The sequence below is a fragment of the Halomonas tibetensis genome, from assembly GCF_042643535.1.
Classification (GTDB): Bacteria; Pseudomonadota; Gammaproteobacteria; order Pseudomonadales; family Halomonadaceae; genus Halomonas; species Halomonas tibetensis.
This window is the reverse complement of the sequence record NZ_JBHRSQ010000040.1, coordinates 80,267-96,840: the sequence shown is the minus strand read 5'-3', so window position 1 is coordinate 96,840 and position 16,574 is coordinate 80,267. Positions and strand designations below refer to the sequence as shown.

At 64.8% G+C, this 16,574-nt stretch carries 17 protein-coding genes; 8 read left to right on the top strand and 9 right to left on the bottom strand.

Features of this window, described 5'->3' with window-relative positions; translation table 11 throughout:
- Positions 1–134: 134 nt before the first annotated feature.
- A complete protein-coding gene (locus tag ACFODV_RS16700; RefSeq protein ID WP_379761477.1) occupies positions 135–2,045 on the bottom strand; it encodes a propionyl-CoA synthetase in 1,911 nt (636 codons plus the stop codon).
- Between the two features lie 290 nt (positions 2,046–2,335).
- On the opposite strand from ACFODV_RS16700, the gene ACFODV_RS16695 reads away from it, so the two are divergent.
- The gene (locus ACFODV_RS16695) at positions 2,336–2,659 is read left to right on the top strand and encodes an ArsR/SmtB family transcription factor (protein WP_379761475.1); all 324 of its coding nucleotides are present in this window, start codon (positions 2,336–2,338) and stop codon (positions 2,657–2,659) included.
- Here the strand turns inward: ACFODV_RS16695 and sohB are convergent.
- Positions 2,656–3,693 carry a protease SohB gene (sohB, locus tag ACFODV_RS16690; RefSeq protein ID WP_379761473.1) on the bottom strand — a complete coding sequence of 346 codons (1,038 nt, stop codon included), beginning with the start codon at positions 3,691–3,693 and terminating at the stop codon, positions 2,656–2,658. The genes ACFODV_RS16695 and sohB overlap by 4 nt on opposite strands.
- Before the next feature lie 104 nt (positions 3,694–3,797).
- Between sohB and ACFODV_RS16685 the strand changes: the two genes are divergently transcribed.
- On the top strand, positions 3,798–4,109 hold the full coding sequence (locus tag ACFODV_RS16685) for an SCP2 sterol-binding domain-containing protein (RefSeq protein ID WP_379761471.1): 312 nt from the start codon (positions 3,798–3,800) through the stop codon (positions 4,107–4,109).
- 85 nt (positions 4,110–4,194) lie between these two features.
- Here the strand turns inward: ACFODV_RS16685 and nudC are convergent, their stop codons facing one another.
- From nudC to ACFODV_RS16665, 4 genes are read right to left on the bottom strand one after another with little or no spacing between them, the layout of a single operon-like run.
- A complete protein-coding gene (gene nudC / locus ACFODV_RS16680; protein ID WP_379761469.1) occupies positions 4,195–4,965 on the bottom strand; it encodes an NAD(+) diphosphatase in 771 nt (256 codons plus the stop codon).
- Positions 4,965–5,714: a DNA polymerase III subunit epsilon gene (dnaQ, locus tag ACFODV_RS16675; RefSeq protein WP_379761467.1), complete on the bottom strand. Its 750-nt coding sequence runs from the start codon at positions 5,712–5,714 to the stop codon at positions 4,965–4,967. The genes nudC and dnaQ overlap by 1 nt, the downstream gene beginning before the upstream one ends.
- 43 nt (positions 5,715–5,757) lie before the next feature.
- A complete protein-coding gene (rnhA, locus tag ACFODV_RS16670) occupies positions 5,758–6,222 on the bottom strand; it encodes a ribonuclease HI (RefSeq protein WP_379761517.1) in 465 nt (154 codons plus the stop codon).
- Between the two features lie 31 nt (positions 6,223–6,253).
- Positions 6,254–7,057, bottom strand: coding sequence for a class I SAM-dependent methyltransferase (locus ACFODV_RS16665; protein WP_379761465.1), 804 nt, complete (start codon positions 7,055–7,057; stop codon positions 6,254–6,256).
- A gap of 68 nt (positions 7,058–7,125) precedes the next feature.
- On the opposite strand from ACFODV_RS16665, the gene gloB reads away from it, so the two are divergent.
- The 6 genes from gloB (at position 7,126) to ACFODV_RS16635 (ending at position 15,026) form a co-directional block, all read left to right on the top strand.
- The gene (gloB, locus tag ACFODV_RS16660; protein WP_379761463.1) at positions 7,126–7,893 is read left to right on the top strand and encodes a hydroxyacylglutathione hydrolase; all 768 of its coding nucleotides are present in this window, start codon (positions 7,126–7,128) and stop codon (positions 7,891–7,893) included.
- Between the two features lie 76 nt (positions 7,894–7,969).
- Positions 7,970–9,172, top strand: coding sequence for a transglycosylase SLT domain-containing protein (locus tag ACFODV_RS16655; protein WP_379761461.1), 1,203 nt, complete (start codon positions 7,970–7,972; stop codon positions 9,170–9,172).
- 115 nt (positions 9,173–9,287) lie between these two features.
- On the top strand, positions 9,288–11,168 hold the full coding sequence (locus ACFODV_RS16650; RefSeq protein WP_379761459.1) for an extracellular solute-binding protein: 1,881 nt from the start codon (positions 9,288–9,290) through the stop codon (positions 11,166–11,168).
- Positions 11,169–11,202: 34 nt separating this feature from the next.
- Positions 11,203–12,273, top strand: a complete 1,071-nt coding sequence (locus tag ACFODV_RS16645; RefSeq protein ID WP_379761457.1) for a microcin C ABC transporter permease YejB — start codon at positions 11,203–11,205, stop codon at positions 12,271–12,273.
- A 4-nt stretch (positions 12,274–12,277) separates the two neighbouring features.
- Positions 12,278–13,429: an ABC transporter permease gene (locus tag ACFODV_RS16640; RefSeq protein WP_379761455.1), complete on the top strand. Its 1,152-nt coding sequence runs from the start codon at positions 12,278–12,280 to the stop codon at positions 13,427–13,429.
- The gene (locus tag ACFODV_RS16635; protein ID WP_379761453.1) at positions 13,422–15,026 is read left to right on the top strand and encodes an ABC transporter ATP-binding protein; all 1,605 of its coding nucleotides are present in this window, start codon (positions 13,422–13,424) and stop codon (positions 15,024–15,026) included. Before ACFODV_RS16640 ends, ACFODV_RS16635 begins: the two co-directional genes overlap by 8 nt.
- Before the next feature lie 175 nt (positions 15,027–15,201).
- Here ACFODV_RS16635 and ACFODV_RS16630 read toward each other — a convergent pair whose 3' ends face one another.
- The 3 genes from ACFODV_RS16630 to ACFODV_RS16620 form a co-directional block, all read right to left on the bottom strand.
- Positions 15,202–15,672, bottom strand: coding sequence for an RES family NAD+ phosphorylase (locus ACFODV_RS16630; RefSeq protein WP_379761451.1), 471 nt, complete (start codon positions 15,670–15,672; stop codon positions 15,202–15,204).
- 105 nt (positions 15,673–15,777) lie between these two features.
- Positions 15,778–16,233 carry an antitoxin Xre/MbcA/ParS toxin-binding domain-containing protein gene (locus ACFODV_RS16625; protein WP_379761449.1) on the bottom strand — a complete coding sequence of 152 codons (456 nt, stop codon included), beginning with the start codon at positions 16,231–16,233 and terminating at the stop codon, positions 15,778–15,780.
- Between the two features lie 114 nt (positions 16,234–16,347).
- Positions 16,348–16,485, bottom strand: a complete 138-nt coding sequence (locus ACFODV_RS16620; protein ID WP_379761447.1) for a hypothetical protein — start codon at positions 16,483–16,485, stop codon at positions 16,348–16,350.
- Positions 16,486–16,574 lie beyond the last annotated feature (89 nt).

Genomic DNA, 16,574 nt, shown 5'->3' with positions numbered 1-16,574 from the left:
CGAGGCAGCGTGCGGTCGGGCATTATACGGACCGCACCCGCCGCTGGCCATGCCCACCCACGCAGACGCCGCCCCGAAGGGCGGCGTCATGGCCAGTAGCGTTACTGGCACGGAACGTTGCGGGTAACGAAAGATCAGACCTGACGCGACTCATGGGCAGCGCCCACATCGCGAGACTTCATGGCCTCATGCACGTCCTGCAGACTCGCCGGATCGTCGATGGTGGACGGTACCCCGTACTCCTTGCCGTCGGCGATATTACGCAGCAGCTTGCGCAGGATCTTGCCGGAACGGGTCTTGGGCAGGCGATCGACCACCAGGACCTGCTTGAAGCAGGCAATCGGGCCGATCTTGTCGCGCACCAGGGCAATCAACTCCTGCTCGAGGTCATCTTCACGGCCCTCGAAACCATCCTTGGGAATCACCAGGCCGATGGGCAACTGACCTTTCAGGGCATCGTGGATACCGATCACCGCACACTCGGCGACCGCCGAATGAGCGCCGACGACCTCCTCCATCTCACCGGTCGAGAGGCGGTGGCCGGCCACGTTGATGACATCATCGGTACGCCCCATGATGAACAGGTAGCCGTCCTCGTCCACATAGCCACCGTCGCCGGTCAGGTAGTAGCCCGGGAAAGCCGTCATGTAGGCCGAGTGAAAGCGCTGCGGATCGCCCCACACCCCCACCAGGCAGCCTGGCGGCATAGGCTGCTTGATCACCACGCTGCCCTGCTCCATCGCCCCCATCTGCTCACCCTCGCGGTCGAGGATCTGCACGTCGAAGCCCGGCACCGGCACGGTGGCGCTGCCCGCCTTAGTGGGCATGGGCTCCAGGCCATGCAGGTTAGCGGCAATGGGCCAGCCGGACTCTGTCTGCCACCAGTGGTCAATCACCGGCACATCGAGCAGATCGTCGAGCCAGTGGAAGGTCGGCGGGTCGAGACGCTCACCGGCCAGGAACAGCGCCTTCATGCAGGAAATATCGTACTGCTCGAGGTGTTTGCCTTCCGGATCTTCCTTCTTGATGGCCCGGAACGCCGTCGGCGCGGTGAAGAAACTCTTCACCTGATACTCGCTGATAAGACGCCAGAAAGCGCCGGCATCCGGGGTCTTCACCGGCTTGCCCTCGTAAACCACGCTGGTGCAGCCGCGCAGCAGCGGCGCATAAACGATGTAGGAGTGGCCCACCACCCAGCCGACGTCCGAGGCCGAGAAGAACACCTCACCGGGTGCCACGTCGTAGATAACGTCCATGGAGTAGGCCAGCGCCACGGCGTAACCGCCGGTGTCGCGCACAACACCCTTGGGCTTTCCGGTGGTGCCGGAGGTATAGAGCACGTAGAGCGGGTCGGTCCCCTTCACCGGTACGCAGTCGGCAGGCTCGGCCTGGGCGACCAGCGTGGCCCAGTCGTGATCCCGCTCGCCCAGTTCGGCGGTATGCTGCTCGCGCTGAAAGATCACGCACGCATCGGGCTTGTGGCGGCTCTGCTCCACCGCCGAATCGATGATTCCCTTGTAGGGCAGCACCTTGTTGACCTCGACCCCGCAGGAAGCGGCCACCACCACCTTGGGTGTTGCGTCCTCGATGCGCACGGCAAGCTCGTGCGGGGCAAAGCCACCGAACACCACCGAGTGCACGGCACCCAGGCGCGCGCAGGCATACATGGCCACCAGCGCCTCTGGCACCATCGGCATGTAGATCACCACGCGATCGCCCTTCTCCACGCCCAGGCCTTTGAGGGCACCCGCGAAGCTGGCCACCTGGTCGCGCATCTCGCGATAGGTCAGGGTGCGCTTGCTGTCGGTGACCGGCGAATCCCAGAAGATCGCCGGCTGGTCGCCGCGCCCCTGCTCCACATGGTGGTCCAGCGCCGCATGACAGATATTCAATTCTCCATCGGCAAACCAGCGCGCGTGATTGGCCTCGTCGTAGTGGAGAATCTGGGTAGGTGCCTTGAACCAGGGAATGCGGCGGGCCTGTTCGGCCCAGAAGCTCTCAGGCTGCTCGATGGAGCGGCGAAATTCGTTGGCGTATGTGCTCATGGTTATCCTATCGCAGGTCGGTGGCATCGAAAGATTGTTGACACTGTAGTGCACTATGACGCCGCTGCCCTCATACGATAGGCTAACTTTCGACAAAAGGTGGAGATATACAGGGCCACATTGTCAACAACATGGCATCAACAGCGGAAGGGGTAACCCACCTCTAATCAACGAGGTTGAGCGCTATTCCGCCGTCCATCATCTAGTCTATGCTTTAATCAATTGCTAAATCAGAAAAGCACGCTCATCAAGGAGCGGGCAGGATGGCTTGACCAGCGCGGGGAATCGACATGGGTAATTCCAACAGCACCTCAGCTCGCCTCCTCGCCGGAGGCGACGCCGCCATCGACGGGGCCACGGCGCTACTCAAGGCCATGGCCAATGACAACCGCCTGCGCATCCTGTGCCTGCTTGACGGGCAGGAGCTCTCGGTGACCGAGCTCAACAGCCGGCTCGCCCTCAGCCAGTCAGCACTCTCCCAGCATCTGGCTATCCTGCGACGGGAGAACCTGGTCAGCACGCGGCGTGCCTCCCAGACCATCTATTATTCCTGGCAGGGCGACAGCGCCCACACGATCATCGAGGCCCTCGGCCAGCTGGGGCTGGCCGATTAACGGCGGCGTAGCGGGCTCTGTTCCAGCACCTCGAGCCCCTTCTCCATTGCCCGCTCCACCCCGACAGAAACCGCCACACCTACCCGATCCGCCAGATTGCGACGCGGCTCAAGGCGCAACCGGATGACTCTGGCGGTCTGCATGCGCTCCATCAGATACGCCTCGCTGGTACCCAGCGCATCGACCAGCCCCTGCTCAAGGGCTTCGCGGCCGTACCAGGTTTCGCCGGTGGCCACCGCCTCGATGTCCAGCGCCGGGCGCCGCTCGGCCACGTGACGCTTGAATAGATCATGGACACTCTCCAGCTCATCGACAAACTTCTCGCGGCCCTCCTCGCTGTTCTCCCCGAACACGGTGAGAGTGCGCTTATAGCGGCCTGCGGTCAGCACCTCGACGTCGATGTCGTGGCGCTTGAGCAGGCGATGCACGTTGGGCACCTGGGCGACCACACCGATGGAGCCCACCACCGCCAGGGGGGCGGCGCGCAGCTGGTCAGCGCCGCAGGCCATCAGGTAGCCGCCGCTAGCGGCCACCTTGTCCACACACACCGTGGTCTTGAGGCCCGCTTCACGCAGCCGGTCAAGCTCGGCAGCCGCCAACCCATAGGAATGAACCAGGCCGCCGGCCGACTCCAGCCGAACGATCACCTCGTCCCCCTTGTCGGCGGCATCGATCAGTGCCGACACCTCTTCCGCCAGCCGCCCCGTGGCGCTGGCGCGAATATCGCCGTGGAAGTCGATCACCCAGGCGATGGCCCGCTCCGCCTCACCCTTACGCCCGCTCTTGTTGCGGGCCTTGTCCTCGCGGCGAAACCCCTTGATAAGACGCTTGCGGCCCCCCGGCTCACTCGCGGCCACGGTCAAGCGCCGCCGGCGATAGTCGCGGGTGTCGTTGAGCTCATCGAGACGCAGCCGGGTGCGATCCGTCGCCTCACCGCGTAGCCGGGTCACCAGCGCCACGGCCAGGACGATGATCACCACCAGGCTCACCAGCTGAGCCAGAAACATACCGAAATCGGCTAGCCACTCGTTCATCCGTTTCTCCTGACCATGGTCGGGCTTATCAACCCGCTTGAATGAAACACTCGTTTGAAATAACCTGAGCGGCAACTTCCCGCCACACACTGCCAGGAGCCCCGATGAGCCTCTCCACCCTCGACAAGCTGCAGTCCCGTTTCGCCCCCCAGTCCGCCCAGGGCATGGACGACGTCTTCCAGTTTCACTTCAGCGATGCCGGCAGCCACTACCTGGTGATCAAGGACGGCACCCTGGACGTTCAGGAGGGTGAGCATGACGACCCCTCCGTCAGCTTGAGCATGAGCACCGACACCCTCAAGGGAATCATGAACGGCGAGGTCAACGGCATGACCGCCTTCATGACCGGCCAACTGAAGGCCACCGGCAACGTGATGTTGGCCACCAAACTGACCAGCCTGTTCCCTTCCGGCTGAGCCGTGCTGCAGAACGCCTTCCTTATCGGGCCGCCATCTGGCGGTCCGATTGCGTTTGGAACCCGACGCTTCGAGCCGCCTGACCCTAGCGCGCCGCCACTTCTGCCAAATGGGTCTGGATCAGCGCCCTCGAGATCGAATAGAGCGGCGGCAGCGAAGGCAGATGCCGCGGCGAATACCAGGCCGCATCGGCGATCTCCACACCGTCGATGCGAATCCGCCGGCTGGCCGCCTCGGCAAAGAAACCCAGCATCAGCGAGTGCGGGAAAGGCCAGGCCTGGCTGCGAAAGTAGCGAAGCCTGCCCACCTGCAGCCCGACCTCCTCGAAGACCTCCCGGCGCACCGCCTCCTCGGCGGACTCGCCTGGCTCGATAAAGCCGGCCAGGGTCGAATAGCGCCGCGGCGGAAATCGCGGGCTGCGCGCCAGCAGCAGCGCATCGCCATGGGTCACCAGGGTGATGATGCACGGCGAGATACGCGGATAGTTGCGGTGGCCGCAGCCGTGGCAGTGCATGGCGAACTCGGCGTCGAGACGCTTGGCCGGGGCGCCGCAGCGACCGCAGAAGCGATGATCGCGCAGCCAGGCACCCACCTGCAGGACGGTGGAAAGCAGCGAAAAACGCGACTCCGGCAGCGTGGCCAGCCAGCCTCGCCCATCCAGCCAGCCTTCATCCGGCATTGCCTCAAGGGACAGCGCCACCGGCTCATCGTCCCAGTAACAGATCGGCTGCATGGTCGGCGTCCAGGGCTGCATGGGCTGAAGCAGGTCGCCGTCCTGGCCCGGTGCGATGCGCCCTTCGGACAGACGAATGACCCGCCCCGCCGTCGCCTGAAGGGGCAGCTCACGGCGCAACATCAGTGCGGCACTCCCTCGCCCATTCGGTCCCAGTGACACTCACCGGCGGCCTCGCGAATGCGCGAGAGCTTGGCGCGATGATCGATCAGTTCCTGCTCGCTGGGGACCAGCACCGTCAGGCATCCCGGCTCAAGGACGAGGCGGCGAATCGCCATCCCGCCGCTGCCGGCCACACCGTTCTCTCCCCCAGCGGAAGCGTCCAGGGAGAGCGCAGTCTGGCCGCCGGTCATCGCCAGATAGACATCCGCCAGGATCTCGGCATCCAGCAAGGCGCCGTGTAGCACTCGGTGGCCGTTGTCGATCTCGTACCGTTTGCACAGGGCGTCGAGACTGTTGCGCTGGCCCGGATGCTTGTCGCGGGCCATCACCAGAGTGTCGAGAATCCGGCAGTGCGAGGCGACCGGCCCCAGCGATTTTGCGCCGCGAGACCGGTTCAGCCTGTCGAACTCGTGATCGATGAACCCGACGTCGAAGGGAGCGTTATGGATGACCAGCTCGGCCCCTTCGATAAAGGCCCAGAACTCATCGGCGATCGCCGCGAACAGCGGTTCGCCCGCTACCCGCTCGTCGGTGATGCCGTGCACCCCGACGGCCTCGGCCTCGATCTCGCGCTCGGGATTGATGAACTGGTGGTAGGTATTGCCGGTGAGTCGGCGGTTGACCATCTCCACCGCCCCAATCTCGATCAGGCGGTGGCCTTCCCGAGGGTCGATGCCGGTGGTCTCGGTATCGAGAATGATCTGACGCATGGCGAACTCTCTGCTTCAAGAAATAGGGACAACGTCGAGCAACTCAGGCCCGGGGGCGAGCCTCGTCAATGGCCTCGTTGGCCAGCTGATCGGCGCGCTCGTTACCGGGGTGGCCGCTGTGTCCCTTCACCCAGTGCCACTCGATCCGATGCCGATGCGTCTCCTCGAGCAGCTCGCGCCACAGCTCGGCGTTTTTCACCGGCTGCTTGCCGGCCGTCTTCCAGCCGCGCTTGACCCAGTTGTGAATCCACTCGGTAATGCCGCGCCGCAGGTATTCGGAGTCGGTCCACAGCTGGACGCGACAGGGCCGCTTGAGCTCACGCAGCGACATGATCGCTGCCATCAGCTCCATGCGATTGTTGGTGGTGCGAGCCTCGAAGCCATTCAGGCCCTTGTCGTGCTGCCCGCTTTTCAACAGAGCGCCCCAGCCGCCGGGGCCCGGATTGCCGCGGCACGCGCCATCGGTATAGATAACCACTTCGGGAAACGCGTCATCCCCCGTCTCGATCGCTGTTTCGATAGCCGTCTCGATAGCCGTCTCAGTCAACCTCTGTCACCCTTTTCTGATCATTATGATGGTAAAGCTCTGGCGGGAACCGCGACTGGCCCAGCCGGGTCGCGCCCAGGGCAGAGCCGCCGAAGGGCTGGGAGAAGCCAAGCCGTGTGTCCTGGCTCTGCGCCAGCTGAGGGCGTCGGGTCGCCTGAATCATGTAACTGTCCCCCAGTGGCAGATTATGCCGCCGACCGAGGGTCTCCAGGGCCGCATTGCAGGGCAGCATGCCAGGCAGATGAAAACCGCAGTAGTCTACCCGCTCAATCTCGAAGTCGACAAACGTCAGCCAGTCACGCAGCCGCACCGGGGTTCGCCATTGGCCACGCCAAGGCAACCGCTGCCGCCGACCGGGCAACACCCGCGGCAGCCCCGCCGCCGAAATGGGCATCCAGCCGAAGATAATCAGCCTGCCGTCATCACGGGTGACTCGAGCGGCTTCCTGAAGCGTACGGTGGGGGTCGGGCGCCACCTCAAGCAGATGGTGAATTACCACCAGGCTGAGGCAGCCATCGGGAAACGGCAGCGTCTCCGGAGAACAGACCAGAGTAGCAGGGTGCTCCGCCAGCTCCCGAGTCGGGGCCCAGGTCATGGGGTGGCGCACGGGACACATATCCGCTAGCGCCCCGCCCAGGCCGAGTTCGAGGCTGTGAACGCCGAACAGGCGCTCACACACCGGCCCCAGGCAAGCGCGCTCGGCCTGGCGCATCGCCTGGCCCCCGGGAGTGGCCCAGAAGCGACGACCCTCACGCACCAGCGCGGCCAGAGACGAAACCGTGGGGGAAATTGACATCGGCAGCAGACTCCTCCAGTCTAGGCGGATTTTGCGACCCGTTCATGCCCGTTCAGGACACACAGACCATGTTGAGCGTGACACCGATACCCGCATTTGGCGACAACTATATCTGGCTACTGCGCCAGGATACGAGTTCCGAGATCGGCGTGGTGGACCCGGGTGATGCCGCCCCGGTGATCGAGCTGATCGAGCGCGAGGGACTGACGCTGAGCACGGTGCTGATCACCCACCACCATCAGGATCACACCGCGGGTCTCTCGACCCTGATCGAGCGCTATTCGCCCCGGGTCATTGGCCCCGATAATCCCGATATTGCCGGCATCGACGAGCGAGTCGGCCAGGGTGACGAGTTTCGCGCCATGGGACGGTTGTTCGAGGTGCATGAAGTACCGGGACACACCCTGGATCATATCGCCTTCTTTACCGCCGGCATTCCCCCGCTGCTGTTCTGCGGCGACGCCCTGTTCAGCGCCGGCTGCGGTCGTCTCTTCGAGGGCACCCCCGAGCAGATGCACGAATCCCTCGGCAAGCTGGTGGCGCTGCCCGACGACACCCTGGTGTTTGCCGCCCACGAATATACCCTGGCCAACCTGCGCTTCGCGTTGGCCGCCGACCCCCACAACCCGGATGTGACCCAGGCAATGGAAGAGTGCCAGCACGCCCGCGATCTCGACCGCCCCACGCTGCCGAGTTCTCTGGCGCGCGAGAAGCGCATCAATCCTTTCCTGCGCTGCCACGATGCTGGCGTTCGCCAGGCCGCCTCGGCCCATGGTGACACCAACAGCGAGGCGATCACTTTCGCCACGCTGCGCGCCTGGAAAGACCAATTTTGATATTTCCCCAAATGGACGTCATGCGGTTTACCCCGCTGTTGGCGGGACCGCTCACGACCAGGAGAAACGCTTCCGGATGACCTACCACACCAAGCGCCGCATGTTGATCGGCTTTGCCAGTGTTAGCGCACTGATTGGCTCGCTGCTGGCCAGCAGCGTCTATAGCCAGGCCTCCACGCTGAGCGCTGAACAGCGCCAGTCCCTCCGGTCAAACGCAACGTCGGCCCAGACCCACCGGCTGCCCGTGGAGACGCATTTCTGGGATGCCCTGGCACTGGAACCCCGCGACGCCTGGAGTCGGCTGCGTGCCAGCTTCCAGTGGCAGCAGAGCCTGGACGAGCCGCGAGTCCAGCACTGGATCGATCACTACCGCGCTAGCCCTCATAACATCGTCGAGATCACCGAGCGCGCGCGCCCGTGGCTCGCGTGGATCGTCGAGCAGGTCGAAGCGCGTGGCCTGCCGGGGGAGATCGCCCTGATCCCCTTCGTGGAGAGCTCCTTCGATCCCACCGCCCGCAGCCATCGTGGCGCTGCCGGCCTGTGGCAGTTCATGCCCGGCACCGGCGACGCCCTGGGTCTGCGCCGAGTGCGCGGCTACGACGGTCGCCTTGACGTGGTGGCCTCGACCCGCGCCGCCCTGGATTACATCGAGCTGCAGGCCGATCAGTGGTACGAGGGCGACCTCGAGCTCTCACTGGCCGCCTACAACGCCGGCGCCGGCACCGTGAACAGGGCGCGTCGCAACGCCGTCTCCAGCGGCAACGGCGACGACTACTGGAGCCTGAGCCTACCCCGGGAGACCATGAACTACCTCCCCAAGCTCAAAGCCATCGCTGCCATCGTCGACAATCCTGACAAATACCAGGTCGCCCTCCCCGTCATCGAGGACGCGCCGGCCTTTGCCAAGATTCCCGTGAACCGTCCGCTCGGCCTGGACGAAGCCGCCCGCCTCTCCGGCGCCAGCCGCGGTGAGCTCGCCGCGCTCAATCCCGCCCTCAGCAACGGCACCGCCCACCCCGGCCAGGCCCGAGTGCTGCTGGTTCCCGCCGGCCGCGCCGATACCCTGATGGCGAGTCTGGAGACGCCCGCCTCGTCGCCCTCGCCGGCCGGCAGCGGTGAGGCCCGCTACGTGGTGCAGAGCGGCGATAGCCTTTCGACGATCGCCTCCCGCCAGGGCGTGAGCGTGTCACAGATTCGTCAGGTCAATGGTCTGAACGGCGACATACTGCAGCCTGGGCAGGTGCTTGATCTGCCCCGCCAGAGCCTCGCCTACCGCTGATCGAGTCGGAAGGATGACGGGAACGCTTGCCAAGCCGCCAAGGGCCTGACAACTTGTTGGCCGACCAACGTCGGCCCCATTGAGGGCTGGCTGCCACCGACCAAGGATGTCGCCGATGCCCTCAGCCTTGCGCCGCCTTACCCTGGCCGCTCGTGCCGCGGCCTGCCTGCTGCCTTTCGCCATGACAACGGTCCTGACGACCGCCCTGCCGGCTAACCAGGCAGTGACGGCCTCGCCCGGCGACGTGTCCACGGTTCACGGCCTGGCACTCTATGACGACCCGGAACTGCCGGAAGGCTTCGGCCACTTCCCCCATGTCAATCCCGAGGCGCCCAGCGGCGGCACCCTGACCCAGGCCGCGGTGGGCGGCAGCTTCGACTCCACCAACCCCTTTATTATCCGCGGCACCCCGGCTGCGGGGCTCTTCGAGATCTACGACACCCTGGTCGAAGGCAACCCGGACGAACCCTTCTCGGTCTATGGCTTGCTCGCATCCGGCATGCGACTGGATCCTGACCGGGAGTGGATCGAATTCGACTTGCGCCCCGAGGCGCGCTTCCACGACGGCGAACCGCTCACTGCCCACGACGTGGTGTTCAGCTTCGAGCTGCTCACCGAGCAGGGCAATCCCTTCTACGGCGCCTACTATGCCGATGTAGAACGGGTCACGGCACTCGACGAGCACACCGTGCGTTTCGATTTCGCCGAGGTACACTCCCGGGAGCTGCCGCTGATCGTCGGCCAGCTGCCGGTGCTGCCCAAACACTACTGGCAGGAACACGACTTCACCGCCCCGACCCTGGACGCCCATCCCGGCTCCGGCCCCTACCGAATCGGCGAGATCGACCCGGGCCGGCGCATCGTCTATCAGCGAGACCCCGACTACTGGGGCCAGGACCTGCCGGTGAAGCGTGGCCGCCACAACATCGAACGGCTGGTCTACGACTACTATCGCGACCGCGACATCGCCTGGGAAGCCTTCAAGGCCGGGGTGCTGGACTACCGCATCGATGCCCGCGCGGCCACCTGGGCCATCGGCTACGACTTTCCCGCCTACCGCGACGGCCTGGTGAAGCGCCTGGCCGTGCCGGACGGCCAGCCGGCGCGCATGCAGGCCTTTGTCTTCAATCTGCGCCGCGACCGCTTCAGCGACCCCCGGGTGCGCGAGGCCCTCTCACTGACCTTCGACTTCCCCTGGCTCAACGCCAACCTCTTCTACGATGCCTACCGGCGCACCGAGAGCTATTTCCAGAACTCCGAGATGGCAGCCGAAGGGCTACCCGAGGGCGACGAACTGGCCCTGCTCGCCCCCTGGCGCGACGAGCTGCCCGAGCGGCTGTTCCAGGAGCCGGTGCCTTTCGAGCACCCCATTGAGCTGCGCGAGCGGCTGCGCCTGGCGCTGGACCTGCTGCGCGAGGCAGGCTACGAGGTCAAGGGGGATCGCCTGGTGCACGGCGAGACAGGCCAGCCGCTGACCGTGGAAGTGCTGCTGTTCGATACCGGCATGGAGCGGGTCACCCAGCCGATGCTGCGCAACATGGCGCGCCTGGGCATCAGCGGCAGCATCCGCATCGTCGATATCAACCAGTACCTCAACCGCCTGCGCAGCTTCGACTTCGATATGACCGTCGGACAGTTTCCGCAGTCGAACAACCCCGGCAACGAGCAGCGTGACTTCTGGACCAGCGCCGCCGCCGAGACGCCACAAAGCCGCAACATGATGGGCCTGGCCGACCCCGTGGTGGACGATCTGGTCGATCGGCTGATCCGTGCCGACAGCCGCGATGAGCTCAATGCCACCGCCCGTGCCCTGGACCGGGTGCTGCTGTGGCGCTTCCCGATGATCCCCCACTACCACTCCGGCGAGACCCGCATCGCTCTCTGGGACAAGTTCCGCTGGCCCGAACCCTTCCCGGCCTATGGCCTGGACCTCGCCGCCTGGTGGGTGAATGCCGAGCGGGAAGCCGAGATCAACCAGCGCCTGCGTCGCCGCTGATGCCACCCCGGACACGAACAAGGAAGCTGCCCTCGTGAGTCGCTACATTCTGCGCCGCCTGCTGCTGATGATCCCCACCCTGATCGGGATCATGCTGCTCAACTTCGTCATCGTGCAGGCCGCCCCGGGCGGCCCCATCGACCAGATGCTGGCCCGCTTCGAAGGCGCCGATGCCATGGCCAGCACCCGGCTCGACGCCGGCGGCGAGGTGATGGTGCGCGACGAGTCGCGGGGCGCCCGCGGCATCGATCCGCGCTTCATCGAGCAGCTCGAGGAGCAGTTCGGCTTCGACCAGCCGGCCCACGTCCGCTTCCTCGGCATGATGCGCGACTACGCCACCTTCGACTTCGGCAACAGCTTCTTCCGCGACCGACCGGTAGTGGAACTGATGATCGAGCGATTGCCGGTGTCGATCTCGCTGGGACTCTGGACCACGCTGCTGGTCTACCTGATCTCGATACCGCTGGGCATCCGCAAGGCGCTCCACCACGGCTCGCGCTTCGACGTCTGGACCTCGGGGCTGGTCATCGTCGGCTACGCCATCCCCGGTTTCCTGTTCGCGATCCTCCTGATCGTGCTGTTCGCCGGCGGCAGCTACTGGGACCTGTTCCCGCTGCGCGGGCTCACCTCGCCCGACTTCCACGAGCTCAGCACCTGGGGCAAGGTCAAGGACTACCTTTGGCACATCACCCTGCCGGTGGTGGCCATGACCATCGGCAGCTTCGCCACCCTGACCATGCTGACCAAGAACAGCTTCCTCGACGAGGTTCACAAGCAGTACGTGCTCACCGCCCGGGCCAAGGGAGCAAGCGATGGCGGCGTGCTCTACGGCCACGTGTTCCGCAACGCCATGCTGATTATCATCGCCGGCCTGCCAGGCGCCTTGATCGCGATCTTCTTCACCGGCTCTCTGCTGATCGAGGTGATCTTCTCCCTGGAGGGGCTGGGGCTGCTCGGCTTCGAGGCGGTGATGCAGCGCGACTACCCGGTGATCTTTGGCACGCTCTATCTGTATACGCTGATCGGCCTGCTGCTGAAGCTGGTCTCCGATCTGACCTATGTGTGGGTAGACCCGCGCATCGACTTCGAGACGAGGGAGTCCTGAGCCGATGGCCGCTTTCTTCAAGACCCGCTTCACGTTCCGCGCGGACCGCTTCTCTCCCATCACCCGCCGCCGCCTGGCGGTCTTTCGGGCCAACCGTCGCGCCCGGGTCTCGCTGTGGCTCTTCCTGGCGCTGTTCGTGGTGAGTATCGGCGCCGAGCTGATCGCCAACGACAAGCCGCTGGTGATGCACTACGACGGCCAGTGGTACGTACCGCTGCTGGTGGACTACCCGGAAACCGAGTTCGGCGGCTTCCTGCCTACCACCGCCGACTACCACGACCCCTTCGTCCAGGCGCAGATCGAGGAGAACGGCTGGGCGCTGTGGCCGCCGATCCCCTTCTCCTACCAGACCCTGGACATGCAGATGATGCAGCCTTCGCCCGCGCCGCCGGACGCCCGCCACTGGCTGGGCACCGACGACCAGGGGCGCGACGTGCTGGCTCGGGTAATCTATGGCTTCCGGCTCTCGGTGGCCTTTGCCCTGGTGCTCACCGCCGGCTCGCTGGTAATGGGGGTGCTGGTGGGCGGTATTCAGGGCTACTTCGGCGGCAAGACCGACCTGATCGGCCAGCGCTTCACCGAGATCTGGTCGGGGCTGCCGGTGCTGTTTCTGCTCATCATCCTGGCCAGCTTCGTGCAGCCGGGCTTCTGGTGGCTGCTCGGCATTATGCTGCTGTTCTCCTGGCTGGGGCTGGTCGACGTGGTGCGCGCCGAGTTCCTGCGCGCCCGCAACCTGGAGTACGTGCGCGCCGCCCGCGCCATGGGGCTGCCCCCTCGGCTGATCATGTGGCGACACGTGCTGCCCAACGCCATGGTGGCCACCCTCACCTTCGTGCCCTTCCTGTTCACCGGCGCCATCACCACTCTGACCGCCCTGGACTTTCTGGGCTTCGGCCTGCCCCCCGGGTCGCCATCGCTGGGTGAGCTGGTGGCCCAGGGCAAGAACAACCTGCACGCCCCCTGGCTGGGCATCACCGCCTTCGTCAGTCTGTCGCTGATGCTCTCGCTGCTGGTGTTCATCGGCGAAGGGCTGCGCGACGCCTTCGACCCCCGCCACGTCCGCCACGCCGCCACCCCCGTGCCCGCGGCAACCGGGTCCGCCAAAGCCCAGACCACCGGGACCCAGGCCGCCGCCAGGAGCCAGACCGATGCCTGAACTCTCGTCCCGCTCACCGCTGTTGCGCCTCGAGGAGTTTTCGGTCGCCTTCGACGGCGTCACCGTGCTGGATCGCCTCTCGCTCACCGTGGCCCCCGGCGAGACCCTGGCGCTGGTGGGCGAATCCGGCTCCGGCAAGTCGGTCTCGGCGCTGGGCGCCATGGACCTGCTGCCGGGCAATGCCGCCGTCAGCGGCGCTCGCTGGCTGGGGGATACCGACCTTTCCCGGCTGCGCCGCCGCGACTGGCAGGGCGTGCGCGGCGGCCGCGTGGGCTTCATCTTCCAGGAGCCGATGACCTCGCTGAACCCGCTGCACACCGTGGGCAAGCAGATCGGCGAGACCCTGCGCCTGCACCAGGGGCTCAGCGGTCGCGCCGCGCGCGCCCGGATAATCGAGCTGCTGGCCCAGGTCAAGCTGCAGCGCCCCGAAGAGCTGATCGACGTCTGGCCCCACCAGCTCTCAGGCGGCCAACGCCAGCGGGTGATGATCGCCATGGCGATTGCCAACGACCCGGCGCTGCTGATTGCCGATGAGCCCACCACCGCGCTGGACGTCACCGTGCAGCAGGAGATCCTCGCCCTGCTCGCCGAGCTGCGCGACCACCACGGCATGGGCATGCTGTTCATCACCCACGACCTCAACCTGGTGCGGCGCCATGCCGATCGGGTCTGCGTGCTGTTCCAGGGCCGCGAGCAGGAGACAGGGCCGGTGGAGCGCGTCTTCGGCTCACCGACCAGCGCCTACACCCGCACCCTGCTCGACGCCGAGCCGGAGGGCCGCCCGGTGGCGGTGCCGCGCGGTGCACCGCTGCTCCAGGCCCGCGGGCTCGGGGTCAGCTTCCAGCGCCCCAAGAAGCTGTTTGTGAAGCGCCCGCCGGCCTTCGAGGCGGTCAGGCCGCTGGATCTCACCCTGGCCCCCGGCGAGACCCTGGGCATCGTCGGCGAATCCGGCTCCGGCAAGACGACCCTGGCCCTGGCGCTGCTGCGCCTCACCCAGAGCCACGGCGAGATCACCTTCGGCGACACTCGCCTGGACACCCTCGCCGGCGGCGCCCTGCGCCGCCTGCGCCACCGGGTGCAGATCGTCTTCCAGGACCCCTTCGGGTCGCTCTCGCCCAGGCTTCCCGTCTCGGAGATCGTCAGCGAGGGGTTGCGCTTCCACCAGCCGACGCTCACGGAGGTCGAGGTGGCTCGCCGGGTGGCCGAGACCCTGGCCGAGGTGGGGCTTCCCGCCGACTGCGCCGACCGCTACCCCCACGAGTTCTCCGGCGGGCAGCGCCAACGCATCGCCGTGGCCCGGGCGATCATCCTCGAACCGGAGCTCATCGTGCTCGACGAGCCCACCTCGGCGCTGGACCGCACCGTCCAGAAGCAACTGGTGGTGCTGTTGCGCGACCTCCAGGCCCGCCGCGGCCTGAGCTATCTGTTTATCAGCCACGACCTGGCCGTGGTGCGCGCCATGGCCCACCGCATCATGGTGCTCAAGGAGGGGGAAGTGGTAGAGAGCGGCGACTGCCTCGACGTACTGGAGAACCCCAGAAGCGACTACACCCGGGCCCTGGTGGCCGCAGCGGGGCTGGCACCGCGGCTGGCATAGCCAGCCCGGATTCCCTGGACAGCCCTTCTTCCGCCTATTTCAGGCTCTTCAGCGTTGGGTGTGGAGCCCAATAGCGATATCTTGCATGGGGGGGCTGCTGCGCTTATTGCAGGAATCCAGGAATCCAGGATTCAGGCCCATGAGTTCCGAATGAGGAATCGGGTGGCAGTCTATCTCACAGACCCTTGAATAATCTTGAGTTGAAAATTTCACTACGCGTCTCAATCAGACTCATTTTATTGATATCGGGATGCTCAGGGTTTACCACGATCATGTTATCAATGCCGGCAGCGGCGCTGCTTGGCACTAGCAATATCAGGTTATCACCACGCTCCAGGAAGTCGCTGCCGATTCTCTGAGTGGCTAGCGGGTAGGGGAAATTATCCCACCCATCAGTAAGCTCACTCAGCTCCACGCTTTCAATAGCAGTGCTATCAATATCGTAAATGCCAAGCACAAAGCTTTTGGGCACCATCTTGGGGGTAGGAATATAATGCCCCATTTCCAGCATGGCGACCGAAGCGCTGGTACCGAAGTAGAGCACTGGCTGGCCAGGTAAATTCCAGCGGGCGCCATCTTCATAACTCGCCCCTCGGCCATTGAAATTGCTGACATATTTCTTCTTTGTGATCCGGTATACCCGCATGGGTTTATTCACCTTCCGACTGGGCACATGGGAGTATTTACCCCGGAGATTCCGGCAAGGAGAAACCCCCTTGAAACAACAAGCAAACAAACAGCAGTCCAGCTGTTAAGAGAACTCTCCGTACTCGATTTTACCGAGAACCTGGCGAATCATGTCACGCCCCTGGGCGGTATCAACCAGGTCGACGGGGCGAGATCCCCTCAGAGCTGGCACTTCACAATGCATCCACTCACGAGCAACATCAGCATCACCGAACACGTTCGCAGCCTGGTAGTACAAACGAAGCGTATCCAGAACTTCTTCGCTTTGATTGCGGCCCAAGGCTTTGCGCTTGTAGAAGCGATGCAGATTGCTAGAGTCGGTCTCTAGCAGTGTCACGAACAAATCACGCTCGTTCAGCACCTTGATTGCTCTTCGTACAAGCTGCCCTGAGATCCCGGCGCGTACCTGGCGAATGAAAACCACATTATCTGTAAAGATGTCTTCAGGCAGGTCCAGGCCAGCAAACAGGCTTTCACCATTGCCAATCGCTTGGGCGGTTTCACGATCGATGACGTCCACGTCTACCTCCATTTCTGCACGTTTGTAGCGGGGGTTGCACGTCCACACCCTCATTCTACAACATTTTGACGTTTTCCCCCCATCAATCCGACGTTGCAAGCTTCCCCTTTGCCCTCAAACTTTTACGTAACTGCTCTCGATCGGGTAGGCGAAGAAGGCGTAGCTCAACCCGAAGTCGATGAAGGTCACCGGCAGCAGCAAGGACAGCGGCGCCAGCGAGTACCCCAGGGGCACCAGCAGCGGTCCGATCATCATCAGCACCAAGCCAGCGGCATGCAGACCTAAACGCGCTGCTCCGGGCAGAGGATGATGAGCCTTGATGTCGACATGCTGGGGGGACC